Below are 14,136 nucleotides of genomic sequence, written 5' to 3'. Positions count from 1 at the left end.
ACGGCGGCACCCTGTTCCTCGACGAGATCGGCGAACTGCCGCTGGAAGCCCAGGCCCGCCTGCTGCGCGTATTGCAGGAAGGCGAGATCCGCCGGGTCGGCTCGGTGCAATCGCAGAAGGTCGACGTGCGCCTGATCGCCGCCACCCACCGCGACCTGAAGACCCTGGCCAAGACCGGGCAATTCCGCGAAGACCTCTATTACCGCCTGCATGTGATCTCGCTGAAGCTGCCCGCCCTGCGCGAGCGTGGCAACGACGTGATGGAGATCGCCCGCGCCTTTCTGGCTCGCCAGTGCACCCGGATGGGGCGCGCGCCGCTGAGCTTCGCCCACGACGCCGAACAGGCGATCCGCCATTACCCATGGCCGGGCAACGTGCGCGAGCTGGAAAACGCCATCGAGCGGGCGGTGATCCTCAGCGAGAGCCAGGAAATCCACGCCGACCTGCTGGGTATCGACATCGAGCTGGACGACCTCGAGGACGACTTCGCCGCCGACCTCGGCCTCGGCCCGGCGGGCGCCGCGGCCAGCAACCACGAGCCCACCGAGGACCTTTCGCTGGAAGACTACTTCCAGCACTTCGTCCTCGAGCACCAGGACCACATGACCGAGACCGAGCTGGCCCGCAAGCTGGGCATCAGCCGCAAATGCCTGTGGGAACGCCGCCAGCGCCTGGGCATTCCGCGGCGTAAATCAGGGGCCTCGGCCGACTCGTAACACCCTGCAACCTGTTACCGCGGACGTACCGCGTAACAGAAACCGGGTTCATCGGTAACGGGAACCCGGTTTTTTTGTGCCCTCCGTTGGCCCACCGAAAACCTCAACCCCTTGATTTTACTGGGTTTCGAAAAACTGGCACGGCATCTGCTTATGTATTGGCACAACAACAATAACAAGCAACGACGAAGACAATAAAAACAACACGTAACGACTCCAGCACAACAAAAACAAAATCGCGGAGGCGCAGCTAACTGATTCTTTTGGAGAGGAGTTGCTGTCGGGACCCGTCCCGCAGCCAGTCGGAAGAAGAATAAAACTGCCTCGAGGCAGCGCACAGACTGGTTGGATCGCTCGACGATCATGGCAGCATCAGCGACCAAAGCAATCCGTTTGCTATTGAACTCCCAGCCTGGGAGATATCCCTGAAGCGACTGGCTCAAGGGACGGGTCGACAAACAAAAACAACAAGCCCGAAATCATAATAAAAACAAAGCACGCACCTACTTGGGGGGGAGCTTCGGCTCCCCCAGTAGCTTCATCCCTCCCTCCGTTTTCCCCGTTTTTCCTTCGCCTTACACCATTTCCCCATCCAATGCTAGAATCCGCGCAGACTATGCGGCCATCCGCATGCCTTGCCAGATTCACCGCAGCCTTCCCGGCCCTCTCCCGCTTCGCGGGAACAGGATGTACGGCCCCTGTTCGTTTCTGTCAGGATGCATGGCGCAGTCGGTTCCGGCGCCCGGGACGCCCTGTGCGTCGCGGGGCCAAACATTCAACGGGTACAGAACACGCCTCGCCCGAGAGGTCCTGATAATGCCGCAGCATTACCCGACGTCCGTCCTGTTTGAGCAACGCAGGCGTGCAATCACCCACATCGTGCTCCCGATAACACATCCATGCTGAAAAAGCTGATCCAGACCATTCGTTCCCCCCTGCGCCGTCCGCGCGCCGTCCGTACAACCCCGGAAGTCATCGGTAACAACCAGCACTCCCTGCGCCGGGACCAGTTCAGCCGGAACGCCGTCAAGGTCGTCGAGATCCTCCAGCGGGCCGGCTACCAGGCCTACGTGGTCGGGGGCTGCGTACGCGACCAGATGCTCGGCATCGCTCCCAAGGACTTCGATGTCGCCACCAGCGCCACGCCGGAGCAGGTCCGCGCCGAATTCCGCAACGCGCGGATCATCGGCCGCCGCTTCAAACTGGTACACGTACACTTCGGCCGCGAAATCATCGAGGTCGCCACCTTCCGCGCCCATCATCCGGAAGGCCAGGACGATGGCGATAGCCGCGCGTCCAGCAACGAAAGCGGCCGCATCCTGCGCGACAACGTCTATGGCAGCCTGGAGGACGACGCCCAGCGCCGCGACTTCACCATCAATGCCCTGTACTTCGACGTCACCAGCGAGCGGCTGCTGGACTACGCCAATGGCGTTCACGACATCCGCAATCGCCTGATCCGCCTGATCGGCGATCCGGAGCAGCGTTATCTGGAAGACCCGGTGCGGATGCTGCGGGCGGTACGCTTCGCCGCCAAGCTCGACTTCGAGATCGAGAAGCACAGCGCCGCGCCGATTCGCCGGCTGGCCCCGCTGCTGCGGGAAATCCCTTCGGCGCGCCTGTTCGACGAGGTGCTCAAGCTGTTCCTGGCCGGCCGGGCCGAGCGCACTTTCGAACTGCTGGTCGAGTACGAACTGTTCGCGCCGCTGTTCCCGGCCAGCGCCAAGGCACTGCAGGCCAACCCTGACTACACCGGCAAGCTGATCCGCCAGGCCCTGGCCAATACCGATGCGCGAATTCGCCAGGGCAAGCCGGTAACCCCGGCCTTCCTCTTCGCCGCGCTGCTCTGGCCGGCCCTGCCGGCGCGCGTCGCGCAGTTGCAGGAGAAAGGCATGCCGGCCATCCCGGCGATGCAGGAAGCCGCCCACGAACTGATCAGCGAACAGTGCCAACGGATCGCCATACCCAAGCGTTTCACCCTGCCGATCCGCGAGATCTGGGATATGCAGGAACGTCTGCCGCGCCGCCAGGGCAAACGCGCCGACCTGCTCCTGGAAAACCCGCGCTTCCGCGCCGGCTACGACTTCCTCCTGCTGCGCGAAAGCGCCGGCGAGGAAACCGAAGGGCTTGGCCAATGGTGGACCGATTACCAGGAGGTCAGCGATAGCGAGCGGCGCAACATGATCCGCGACCTGGTCAGCCAGGAAGACGGCAGCGCCCCGCGCAAGCGTCGCCGCGGCGGCAACAGCGGCCGTCGGCGCCGCGGGCCGCGCAAGGAAGGCAGCGGCGGAAGCGGCGAATGATCCAGCGCGTCTACGTCGCGCTGGGCAGCAACCTGGCCGAACCGCGCGAGCAGATCCAGGCTGCCCTCGATGCCTTCGAGCGGCTTCCCGAGACCCGCCTGGTCGCCGTCTCGCCGCTCTATATCAGCGACCCGCTCGGCCCCGCCGACCAGCCGCGCTTCGTCAACGGCGTGGCGGCCCTCGACACCAACCTGGCGCCGCTCGACCTGCTCGACGCCCTGCAGGCCATCGAACTGGAACAGGGGCGCGTCCGCGACCTGCGCTGGGGTCCGCGCACGCTCGACCTGGACATCCTGCTGTTCGGCGAACAACTGCTCGACCTGCCGCGCCTGAAGGTGCCGCACTACCACATGCAGGCGCGCGCTTTCGTGCTCTATCCCCTCGCCGATCTCGCCCCCGACCTGCGCCTGCCCGATGGCCGCCACCTGCCGGAGCTGCTCGCGGCCTGTCCGTTCGAGGGCATCGAACGCCTTCCGGGCGCCTGACCCTGCCTGCCCGCCGCTGCGCGGATACCTCGCGGCGGGCTCTTCACACTGTTACCGAAAAGCTGACGAAGGACGCCGCGGATGGGCGTACACTGCGCGCGCAACCGCAGGCGGCGCGGCGTTCGGCAGTGGCAGTAACGCCGTAACAATGCGGTAACACCTGCAATTGACTTCGAGCCACCCCATCCGGACTATAAGTGGCCGTTTGCCCCGCGCCGGCTCATCACCGGCCCAACGAGGAGCCTTTCCATGCCTGATGTAACCCTGACCACCCTGCAAGGGTTGAAGCAGAGCGGCGAGAAGATCGCCATGCTGACCTGCTACGACGCCACGTTCGCCCACACCGCCAGCCAGGCCGGCGTGGACGTGCTTCTGGTCGGAGATTCGCTCGGAATGGTATTGCAGGGTCACGACAGCACCCTGCCGGTCAGCAACGAGGAAATGGCCTATCACACGGCCTGCGTGAAACGCGGTAACAAAGGTTCCCTGATCGTCACCGACCTGGCCTTCGAATCCAGCCATTCCGTGGCCCAGACCCTTGCCGACGCGGTCCGCCTGATGCAGGCCGGCGCACACATGGTCAAGCTGGAGGGTGGGGCCTGGCTGGCGGAGCCGATCGCCCGCCTGGCACAGATGGGCGTGCCGGTCTGCGCGCATCTCGGCCTGACCCCGCAGGCGGTCAACCTGTTCGGCGGCTTCAAGGTCCAGGGCCGCCAGGAAACCCAGGCGCGCCAGTTGCGCGCCGATGCCATCGCCCTGGAGCAGGCCGGCGCCGCCATGCTGCTGCTGGAGTGCGTGCCCAGCGTGCTGGCCGAAGAGATCACCCAGGCGGTGAAGATCCCGGTGATCGGGATTGGCGCCGGTGCGGCGACCGATGGCCAGGTGCTGGTCATGCACGACATGCTCGGTCTCTCGCTGACCGGCCGCTCGCCCAAGTTCGTCAAGGATTTCATGCAAGGCCAGGAGAGCATCCCGGCCGCCATCGCGGCCTATGTCCGCGCCGTCAAGGACGTGTCCTTCCCCGCCGCCGAACACGGATTCAACGCATGAACACCGTCAAGACCGTCCGTGAACTGCGCGCCGCGGTGGCGCGCGCCCGCAGCGAAGGCAAGCGCATCGGCTTCGTGCCGACCATGGGCAACCTCCACGCCGGCCATGCCGCGCTGGTAAAGAAAGCCGGCGAACGCGCCGACTTCGTGGTCGTCAGCATCTTCGTCAACCCGCTGCAATTCGGCCCCAGCGAAGACCTCGACAAATACCCGCGGACCCTCGCAGCCGACCAGGAACGCCTGCTCGAAGCCGGCTGCCACCTGCTGTTCACCCCGACCGTCGAGGAAATGTACCCCGACGGCATGGACGGGCAGACCCGCATCCATGTTCCCGGCGTCTCCGAAGGTCTTTGCGGCGCCAGTCGTCCCGGCCATTTCGAAGGCGTGGCGACCGTGGTCAGCAAGCTGCTGAACATGGTCCAGCCGGACCTCGCGCTGTTCGGCGAAAAGGATTTCCAGCAGTTGGCGATAATCCGCAAGCTGGTCCGCGACCTCAACCTGCCGGTGCAGATCTTCGGCGAGCCGACGGTGCGTGCCGCCGATGGCCTGGCGTTGTCCTCGCGCAACGGTTACCTCGACGAGCAGCAGCGCGCCGCCGCCCCGGCGATCTACCGCACCCTGCGGCAGCTCGGCGAACGCATCCGCGCCGGCGCCGAGGACTTCCCGGCATTGCTCGCCGACGCCCGCCAGGCCCTGGAGCAGGCCGGGCTGCGCCCCGACTACCTGGAAATCCGCGAGCCGATCAGCCTGCGCCCCGGGGTACCCGGCGACCGCCAACTGGTGATCCTGGCCGCCGCCTACCTGGGCAGTACGCGGCTGATCGACAACCTCTCGGTCCACCTCGATTGACGCATGCCGAGCCCCCGGTTCCCGGGGGCTTGAGCGCTCACCACGGACTCGCCATACTCTGCCGCCCCCCGCGGACCCGATAGGAGTCGCCCCATGCACGCCATCATGCTCAAAGCCAAGTTGCATCGCGCCGAAGTCACCCATGCCGTTCTCGACTACGAAGGCTCCTGCGCCATCGACGGCGATTGGCTGGACCTCTCCGGAATCCGCGAGTACGAACAGATCCAGATCTACAACGTCGACAACGGCGAGCGCTTCACCACCTATGCGATCCGCGCCGAGAACGGCTCGAAGATGATCTCGGTGAACGGCGCCGCGGCACACAAGGCCAAGGTCGGCGACCGCGTGATCATCTGCGCCTACGCACACTACAGCGAAGCCGAACTGGCCAGCCACAAGCCGCGCATGCTGTACATGGCGCCGGGCAACCAGCTCAGCCATACCAGCGAGGCGATTCCGATACAGGTCGCCTGACCTCGCCCCCTCTGGATAAAGCCCGGTTTCATCCGGGCTTTTTCATGTTCAAATAAGTGCGCCATCGAATTCCAACCAGAAGGTCAGCCATGAAGCACCACCTCACTCCGCTGGATGCCACGCAACTCGACAGTTGGCGCGCCCTGGCCGCCCATCGCCAGGAACTGCAGGACTTCAGGATGCGCCAGGCGTTCATCGACGATCCGGAGCGCTTCAAGCGGTTTTCCTTCAGCGCCTGCGGGCTGTTCCTCGACTTCTCGAAGAACCTGATTCGCCAGGACACCATCGACCTGCTGGTGAAGCTGGCCGAAGAAGCACGGCTGAGCGACGCGATCCGGGCGATGTTCGACGGCGAGGCGATCAATGCCTCCGAGCGCCGGCCGGTACTGCATACCGCACTGCGTCGACCGATCGGCGACAAGGTGCTGGTCGATGGCGTCGACGTGATGCCGGAAGTCCACCGCGTCCTGCACCAGATGACCGAGCTGGTGGGCTACGTGCACAACGGCCTGTGGCGCGGCTATACCGAAAAGCCGATCACCGACGTGGTGAACATCGGTATCGGCGGCTCCTTCCTCGGCCCGCAACTGGTATCCGAAGCCTTGCTGCCGTTCGCCCAGAAAGGCGTGCGCTGCCACTACCTGGCGAACATCGACGGTAGCGAGTTCCATGAACTGGCCAGCCGCCTGAACGCCGAGACCACCCTGTTCATCGTTTCCTCCAAGTCCTTCGGGACCCTGGAAACCCTGAAGAACGCCCAGGCCGCACGCGCCTGGTACCTGGCCCAGGGCGGCACCGAGGAAGAGCTCTACCGCCATTTCATCGCCGTCTCCAGCAACAAGGAAGCCGCGATCGCCTTCGGCATCCGCGAAGAAAACATCTTCCCCATGTGGGACTGGGTCGGCGGCCGCTACTCGCTGTGGTCGGCCATCGGCCTGCCGATCGCCATGTCCATCGGCATCTCCAACTTCAAGGAGCTGTTGTCCGGTGCCTACAACATGGACCAGCACTTCCAGACCGCGCCGTTCGAACGCAACATCCCGGTTCTGCTCGGCCTGCTCGGCGTCTGGTACGGCGACTTCTGGGGCGCGAACAGCCACGCGATCCTGCCCTACGACTACTATCTGCGGAATATCACCGACCACCTGCAGCAACTGGACATGGAATCCAACGGCAAGAGCGTGCGCCAGGACGGCACGCCGGTCACCAGCGGCACCGGGCCGGTGATCTGGGGCGGCGTCGGCTGTAACGGCCAACACGCCTACCATCAGTTGCTGCACCAGGGCACCCAGTTGATCCCGGCGGACTTCATCGTCCCGGTGAGCAGCTACAACCCGGTGGCCGACCATCACCAGTGGCTGTACGCCAACTGCCTGTCGCAGAGCCAGGCGCTGATGCTCGGCAAGAGCCGCGAGGAGGCCGAGGCCGAACTGCGCGCCAAGGGCCTGCCGGAAGCCGAAGTGCAGCGCCTGGCGCCGCACAAGGTGATCCCGGGCAACCGACCGAGCAACACCCTGGTGGTCGAGCGCATCAGCGCCCGCCGCCTCGGCGCGCTGATCGCCATGTACGAGCACAAGGTCTACGTACAGAGCATCCTCTGGGGTATCAATGCCTTCGACCAATGGGGCGTGGAGCTTGGCAAGGAACTCGGCAAGGGTGTCTATTCGCGCCTGGTCGGCAGCGAGGAAACCCCGGCCGAGGACGCCTCCACCCAAGGCCTGATCGATTTCTTCCGCGGCCGCCATCGCGGCTGATCCGCCCCTCCCCAAAGCCCGGCCCCAGGCCGGGCTTTTTCATTCCTCCCTGCGACTGACCCCGGCGCCTTCCCCGCTCGCGCCTTTGGCACTTGAACATGGCACTCGCCTGGCCCACCCTTGGTCGAACCTGGAGAGGGGCCGCGCGCGGTCTCTCGACACCTTGCGGAGCAGAAAAACAAAGGAAACCGCCATGTTCGAGATCAGCGTCCACCCGGTGCCGGACGCCGTCCGCCAGCGTGCCTACCTGAACGACGACGACTACCAGCGCCTGTACCGCCAATCCGTCGAGAACCCCGACGAGTTCTGGGGCGAGCAGGCCAAGGCCTTCCTCGATTGGTTCAAGCCCTGGCACAGCGTCCACCACGGCGACCTGAGGAAAGGCCAGGCCACCTGGTTCAAGGGCGGCCAGTTGAACGTCGCCTACAACTGCATCGACCGCCATCTGGAACGCCGCGGCGAACAGATCGCGATCGTCTGGGAAGGCGACAACCCCAGCGAATCCGCGCACATCACCTACCGCAAGCTGCACCACAACGTCTGCCGCCTGGCCAACGTGCTGAAGAGCCGCGGCGTGGAAAAGGGCGACCGGGTCTGCATCTACATGCCGATGATTCCCGAGGCCGCCTACGCCATGCTCGCCTGCGCCCGCATCGGGGCGGTGCACTCGGTGGTATTCGGTGGCTTCTCGCCGGACTCGCTGCGCGACCGCATCCTCGATGCCGACTGTCGCACCGTGATCACCGCCGACGAAGGTGTGCGCGGTGGCAAGTACATCCCGCTGAAGCAGAATGTGGAAAAGGCGCTGAAGGACTGCCCGGACGTCTCCACCGTGGTGGTGGTCGAGCGCACCCAGGGCGACATACCCTGGGTCGAAGGCCGCGACATCTGGTACCACGAGGCGCTCCACGCGGCCTCAGCCGACTGCCCGGCGGAAGCGATGGACGCCGAGGACCCGCTGTTCATCCTCTATACCTCCGGCAGCACCGGCAAGCCGAAGGGCGTGTTGCATACCACCGGGGGCTACCTGCTCGGCGCGGCGATGACCCACAAGTACGTGTTCGACTACCACGATGGCGACGTCTACTGGTGCACCGCCGACGTCGGCTGGGTCACCGGGCACAGCTATATCGTCTACGGCCCGCTGGCCAACGGCGCCACCACCCTCATGTTCGAGGGCGTGCCCAACTACCCGGACGCCTCGCGCTTCTGGCAGGTGATCGACAAGCACCAGGTGAATATCTTCTACACCGCGCCGACCGCGATCCGCGCGCTGATGCGCGAAGGCGACGCCCCGGTCCGCCAGACCTCGCGCAGCAGCCTGCGCCTGCTCGGCTCGGTGGGCGAGCCGATCAACCCGGAAGCCTGGGAGTGGTACTACCAGGTGGTCGGCGAGAAGCGCTGCCCCATCGTCGATACCTGGTGGCAGACCGAGACCGGCAGCATCCTGATCACCCCGTTGCCCGGCGCCACTGCACTAAAGCCAGGCTCGGCGACCCGCCCGTTCTTCGGCGTGCAACCCGTGCTGCTCGACGAGAAAGGCAAGGAAATCGACGGCGCGGGCAGCGGCGTACTGGCGATCAAGGCCAGTTGGCCGAGTCAGATCCGCAGCGTCTACGGCGACCACCAGCGGATGATCGACACCTACTTCAAGCCCTACCCCGGGTATTACTTCAGCGGCGACGGCGCGCGCCGCGACGAGGACGGCTACTACTGGATCACCGGCCGGGTCGACGACGTGATCAATGTCTCCGGACACCGTATCGGCACCGCCGAGGTCGAGAGCGCGCTGGTCCTGCACGATGCGGTGGCCGAAGCGGCAGTGGTCGGCTGTCCGCATGAGGTGAAGGGCCAGGCCATCTACGCGTTCGTCACCCTGATGGCCGGCAGCCAGCCCAGCGAGGCGCTGCAACAGGAATTGCTGGCCCTGGTCGGCAAGGAGATCGGCAGCTTCGCCAAGCCGGATCACCTGCAATGGGCGCCCAGCCTGCCGAAGACCCGCTCCGGCAAGATCATGCGGCGTATCCTGCGCAAGATCGCCTGCAACGAGCTGGACAGTCTCGGCGATACCTCGACCCTGGCCGATCCGGGAGTGGTGCAGGGGTTGATCGACAACCGCCTCAACCGCTGACCCACGCAACCGTCCCGCCGCCCTGCGGCGCGGGACGGTTCCAGTCGCTCCGGCGCCTGGGTTAAGCTCGTGCCTGCCCCGTCGTAGCGAGCCCCCATGGAAAGCGTCCGTCGCCATATCGAAAGCCAGGTGCTGAGCCTTACCGGGCTCGCCGTCGGCGGTGTCGACTTCGAGTCGCCGAAAGGCGATCCGGGCCTGTTCGGCCCCGATGCCGCCTGCTGGAAGATCCACGGCGACTTCAGCAGCATGATGATCGGCGGCATCGGCGCGCTGCTTCTGCAGATGCTCCATCCGCTGGCCCTGGCGGGGGTGTGGGACCACTCCAATTTCCGCGACGACCTGCTCGGGCGCCTGCGCCGCACCGGCCAGTTCATCTCGGCCACCACCTACGGCCCGCTGGCCGACGCCGAGCGACTGATCGAAAGGGTCCGGCGCATCCACGAAAGCGTCACCGGCCAACTGCCCGACGGCACGCCCTACTCCGCCAGCGACCCGGACCTGCTCACCTGGGTGCATGTCGCCGAGGTCAGCAGCTTTCTCAAGTCCTACCTGCGCTATCTCAATCCCGACCTGCCGGGCAGCGAGCAGGACCGTTACTACTCGGAAATCGCCCTGGTCGCCGAACGCCTCGGCGCCCGCGCGGTACCGCACGATCGCCAGCAGATCGCCGCCTACCTGGAGGCGATGCGTCCACGCCTGCGTTGCGACGAACGCACCCGCGAAGTGGTGCGGATTCTCTTCAACGCACCAGCGCCCAGCACCCTGGCCAGGCCGTTCGGCGCGCTGATGCTGCGCGCAGGCGCCGAGCTGTTGCCGGAATGGGCCGGATCGATGCTCGACCTCCCGTTCAGTCCGCTGCAACGCCGCCTGATCCGCGGCAGCGTCAGGCGCAGCGTACCCTTGCTGCGCTGGGCGGTACGCAACGCTTCGATGCATCGGGCCTGCCGGCGCATGGGTCTGCCGCCGGTGAGTCACTGAACTTTCGTGCCGTGACAGCAAGAATGCCCGTCCAAAGGCTCTGAAACGGCGCGAATCACGGTCGGAACCTTGAGGCCGTGCCATACTCCAACGCACCGCTTAGAACGGAAAACGAAAGAGAGCCATGCCCAAAGGACTGAAACGCGCTGTCAGCGCCCTGCTGATCACCTTCCTCGTCTATTGCCTGCTGGGCTTCCTGCTCATACCCGGCATCGGGCTGCGCGTCGCCAACCAGCAACTGGCGCAATACGCCACCGTCCCCGCACGTCTCGAACGTATCGAATTCAACCCCTTCAGCCTGGAATTGACCCTCTGGGGTCTGCGCCTGGGCGACGAGAAGAACCCCCAGCTCGCCTTCCGCCGGCTGTACGCCAACCTGCAGCTGGACAGCCTGTGGAAACGCCAGCTGCACCTGGCCGACGTCGAGCTGGAAGGTCCGCATACCGAACTGCTGTTCGACGAGAAGGGCCAGCTCAACCTGGCCAGCCTGTTCAGGATCCCGCCGAGCGAATCGCCCGAGCCTGAACAGCCGAGCGACCCGTTCCCGCTGCGCATCGACCGCATCCAACTGGCCGAGGGCAGCCTGCACTTCCAGGACCTGCGACCGAGCGAGCCGGTGGACTTCAGCTTCGATCCGCTGGGCTTCGAGCTGCACAACCTCAGCACCCTGCCCGACGACGGCGCGAAGATGACCCTGGTCGCCACCGGCCCGAACGGCGGCCGCCTCGACTGGGAAGGCGACCTGACCCTGGTGCCGATCACGTCCAGGGGCCACCTGAGCGTCAAGGATATCCAGCTCAAGGCCTGGTGGCCCTATGTCCGCGACAATGCCCCACTGGTGCTGGAGAACGGCGTGGTCAGCCTCTCCAGCGACTATCGCCTGGACCTGTCCAAGGACACCCAGCTGCTGCTCGACAAGGCCGCGCTGAAACTCGCCGACTTCAGCATCAATTCGCCCCAGGGCAAGCCGCTGGCCAAGCTCGCCAGCCTCGACGTGGCCGCTACCACCCTGGACCTGGCCAAGCAGGAAGTGGTGCTCGGCGAAGTCCGCAGCCAGGGCCTGGAGGCCTGGGCCGCGCGCGAGAAGGACGGCCAGCTCGACTGGCAGAAACTGTTCGCCGACTTCACTCCGCCGCCACGCAAGGCGCCTGCGCCCAAGCCGGCGGAAAACACCGATCCCGCCGCTGCCCCGGCCGACGCGGCGAAGACCACCAGCGAACCGGCAACCGACGGTGCCGCCAAGGCAGCCGCGATAGCCTCGGGCGAAGCGGGCAAGGACAGGCCGGCGGAGAAGGACGCCAGCGTCGCCGAGACGGAAAGGGCAACGGACGACAAAGAGTCCGCCAAGGTCGCGGAAGGCGGCGCTGCCGATAAAGTAGCCAAGCAAGAGACGAGCAAGGCTCCGAAGACCGGCAAGGCAACCGGGCAGGAAACGGCCAAGACTGCGGAGATCGACAAGGCGGCCAGCGACAAGCCGCAACAGCTCGCCGGCACTGCAAAGACGCCTCCGCCGGAAACTACGAAAGCCGCCGCGGAGACGCCCGCCAAGCCCTGGCACATTGTCCTGCGCGACGCCCAGCTGCGCGGCTACAAGGCGCACCTGGTGGATCGCCAACCGGCCACCGCGGTCCCGCTGGAAGTCGGCCCGCTGGACCTCGACCTGCAGAACGTCGACAGCCTCGGCAAGACCCCCTTCGACCTCAAGCTCAAGACCGGCCTCGGCAACCGCGGCCAGATCCAGGCCAGCGGCCAGGTTGTGCTCGACCCGGTCAGCGCCAGGCTCAAGGTCAGTACCCGCGACATCGACCTGCGCGTGGCCCAGGCCTACATCTCGCCGTTCATCCGCCTGGAACTGCGCAGCGGCTTCCTTGGCAGCGAGCTGGCGGTCGACCTGAAGAGCGTCGAGCCGCTGGCCTTCAGCGTCGACGGCAGCGCCGAAGTCAGCCAGTTGCATACCCTGGATACCATCAAGGACCGCGACTTCGTCAAATGGACCAAGCTGACCCTCAACGGCCTCGCCTATCGGCACGAGGACAGCCTGTCGATCCAGGGCGTGACCTTCGAGGAGCCCTACGCCCGCTTCATCATCAACGAAGATCGCAGCACCAACGTCAGCGAACTGATCATCCCGCAACCGGATAGTTCGTCCGGCAAGGTCGCCGCCGAAAGCAAGAACGCGCCGGCGAGCAAGCCGCTGGGCATCCACATCGGCGGCGTACGGATCAACAACGGCTCGGCGAACTTCGCCGACCTGACCCTGATGCCGCCGTTCGGTACCGCCATCCAGCAGCTCAGCGGCGAAGTCGGCACCCTCGACACGCGCAACTCGCAGCCGGCCAAGGTCGACATCAAGGGCAAGGTCGACAAGTACGCACCGGTAACCATCGCCGGCGAACTGGACCCATTCGACCCGCTGAAGAAGCTCGACATCACCACCAGCTTCAAGCGCGTCGAGCTGACCACCCTGACGCCCTATTCCGGCAAGTTCGCCGGCTACCGCATCCGCAAGGGGCGACTCAACCTGGACCTGCACTACCAGATCGAACGCAGCCAACTGAAGGCGGAAAACAAGGTCCTGCTGGAAGGCCTGCAACTCGGCGAGAAGGTCGACAGCCCGGATGCCGTGGACCTGCCGGTGAAGCTGGCGGTAGCCCTGCTCAAGGACACCAAGGGCAACATCGATATCCAGTTGCCGGTGGCCGGTGATCTGAACAACCCGGAGTTCAGCGTCATGCCGATCGTCTGGCAGACCCTGCGCAACCTGGTCCTGCGCGCCGTGCAGGCGCCGTTCAAGTTCATCGCCGGCCTCGCCGCCGGCGGCAACGAGGATCTCGGCACGGTACCCTTCGCCGCGGGCAGCGACGAGCTGACGCCAGAAGCCCAGGCCAACCTCGACAAGCTCGCCGATGCGCTCAAGGAGCGGCCGGCGCTGCGCCTGGAAGTGGAAGGCGTGGCTTCCGCCGCGGCTGACGGTCCCTCGATCGGCGCCAAGCGTCTCGAACTGGAATACCAGAACACCTACTACCGCATGCTCCAGCGTCGCGGCGACAAGGTACCGAGCGACGCCAAGCAACTCGAGGTGCCGGAGAACATGCAGCCGCCGCTGCTCGAAGGCATCTACCGGACCCGCCTGAAGCAGCAGCCACCGGCCGAGTGGAAGGAACTGGACAGCGACGAACGCACCGCGAAGATGCGCGAAGCGGTGATCGCTTCCTGGGCCAAGAGCCAGGTGCTGCTGCGCCAGATCGGCCAGGCCCGGGCCACCCGGATCAAGGATTACCTGGTGGAGAAAGGCCAGTTGCCGGACGATCGCATCTACTTGATCGACGTCAGTTTCGCCGAAGGCGAAGACAAGGGTAATGTCGACACCCAACTGCACCTGGATAGCGAGTGATAC

At 65.5% G+C, this 14,136-nt stretch carries 9 protein-coding genes and 1 pseudogene; all 10 read left to right on the top strand.

Going from position 1 to position 14,136, the window contains the following annotated elements; all coding sequences use genetic code 11:
* Positions 1–716 (top strand): annotated as a pseudogene (cbrB, locus tag HMPREF2886_RS15690) (two-component system response regulator CbrB); the annotation flags it as partial.
* Between the two features lie 899 nt (positions 717–1,615).
* The gene (locus tag HMPREF2886_RS15685; RefSeq protein WP_003095142.1) at positions 1,616–3,019 is read left to right on the top strand and encodes a polynucleotide adenylyltransferase PcnB; all 1,404 of its coding nucleotides are present in this window, start codon (positions 1,616–1,618) and stop codon (positions 3,017–3,019) included.
* Entirely contained in the window at positions 3,016–3,504 is a 489-nt protein-coding gene (gene folK / locus HMPREF2886_RS15680) for a 2-amino-4-hydroxy-6-hydroxymethyldihydropteridine diphosphokinase (RefSeq protein ID WP_003095144.1), read from the top strand. The genes HMPREF2886_RS15685 and folK overlap by 4 nt, the downstream gene beginning before the upstream one ends.
* Before the next feature lie 249 nt (positions 3,505–3,753).
* Positions 3,754–4,554, top strand: a complete 801-nt coding sequence (gene panB, locus HMPREF2886_RS15675) for a 3-methyl-2-oxobutanoate hydroxymethyltransferase (protein ID WP_003095147.1) — start codon at positions 3,754–3,756, stop codon at positions 4,552–4,554.
* On the top strand, positions 4,551–5,402 hold the full coding sequence (gene panC, locus HMPREF2886_RS15670; protein ID WP_070747777.1) for a pantoate--beta-alanine ligase: 852 nt from the start codon (positions 4,551–4,553) through the stop codon (positions 5,400–5,402). Before panB ends, panC begins: the two co-directional genes overlap by 4 nt.
* Positions 5,403–5,495: 93 nt before the next feature.
* Positions 5,496–5,876, top strand: coding sequence for an aspartate 1-decarboxylase (gene panD, locus HMPREF2886_RS15665; RefSeq protein WP_003095150.1), 381 nt, complete (start codon positions 5,496–5,498; stop codon positions 5,874–5,876).
* 89 nt (positions 5,877–5,965) lie between these two features.
* Positions 5,966–7,630 carry a glucose-6-phosphate isomerase gene (pgi, locus tag HMPREF2886_RS15660; protein ID WP_003100194.1) on the top strand — a complete coding sequence of 555 codons (1,665 nt, stop codon included), beginning with the start codon at positions 5,966–5,968 and terminating at the stop codon, positions 7,628–7,630.
* A 193-nt stretch (positions 7,631–7,823) separates the two neighbouring features.
* Positions 7,824–9,761 carry an acetate--CoA ligase gene (acs, locus tag HMPREF2886_RS15655; RefSeq protein ID WP_033977171.1) on the top strand — a complete coding sequence of 646 codons (1,938 nt, stop codon included), beginning with the start codon at positions 7,824–7,826 and terminating at the stop codon, positions 9,759–9,761.
* A gap of 96 nt (positions 9,762–9,857) precedes the next feature.
* Complete coding sequence (locus tag HMPREF2886_RS15650) at positions 9,858–10,739, top strand: oxygenase MpaB family protein (RefSeq protein ID WP_070747774.1); 882 nt, start codon at positions 9,858–9,860, stop codon at positions 10,737–10,739.
* 124 nt (positions 10,740–10,863) lie between these two features.
* On the top strand, positions 10,864–14,133 hold the full coding sequence (locus HMPREF2886_RS15645) for a DUF748 domain-containing protein (RefSeq protein ID WP_042169351.1): 3,270 nt from the start codon (positions 10,864–10,866) through the stop codon (positions 14,131–14,133).
* Positions 14,134–14,136: the final 3 nt, after the last annotated feature.

Origin of the sequence: Pseudomonas sp. HMSC066A08 (genome assembly GCF_001813025.1) — a bacterium.
GTDB lineage: Bacteria > Pseudomonadota > Gammaproteobacteria > Pseudomonadales > Pseudomonadaceae > Pseudomonas > Pseudomonas aeruginosa.
Note: the sequence above shows the minus strand (reverse complement) of the source record. Positions and strands in the feature narration are given on the sequence as shown.

Excerpts from the sequence above, each read along its gene's own strand:
- panB (WP_003095147.1), top strand. The coding sequence starts at position 3,754 with ATGCCTGATGTAACCCTGACCACCCTGCAAGGGTTGAAGCAGAGCGGC.
- HMPREF2886_RS15650 (WP_070747774.1), top strand. The coding sequence starts at position 9,858 with ATGGAAAGCGTCCGTCGCCATATCGAAAGCCAGGTGCTGAGCCTTACC.
- HMPREF2886_RS15685 (WP_003095142.1), top strand. The coding sequence starts at position 1,616 with ATGCTGAAAAAGCTGATCCAGACCATTCGTTCCCCCCTGCGCCGTCCG.
- acs (WP_033977171.1), top strand. The coding sequence starts at position 7,824 with ATGTTCGAGATCAGCGTCCACCCGGTGCCGGACGCCGTCCGCCAGCGT.
- panC (WP_070747777.1), top strand. The coding sequence starts at position 4,551 with ATGAACACCGTCAAGACCGTCCGTGAACTGCGCGCCGCGGTGGCGCGC.
- folK (WP_003095144.1), top strand. The coding sequence starts at position 3,016 with ATGATCCAGCGCGTCTACGTCGCGCTGGGCAGCAACCTGGCCGAACCG.
- pgi (WP_003100194.1), top strand. The coding sequence starts at position 5,966 with ATGAAGCACCACCTCACTCCGCTGGATGCCACGCAACTCGACAGTTGG.
- HMPREF2886_RS15645 (WP_042169351.1), top strand. The coding sequence starts at position 10,864 with ATGCCCAAAGGACTGAAACGCGCTGTCAGCGCCCTGCTGATCACCTTC.
- panD (WP_003095150.1), top strand. The coding sequence starts at position 5,496 with ATGCACGCCATCATGCTCAAAGCCAAGTTGCATCGCGCCGAAGTCACC.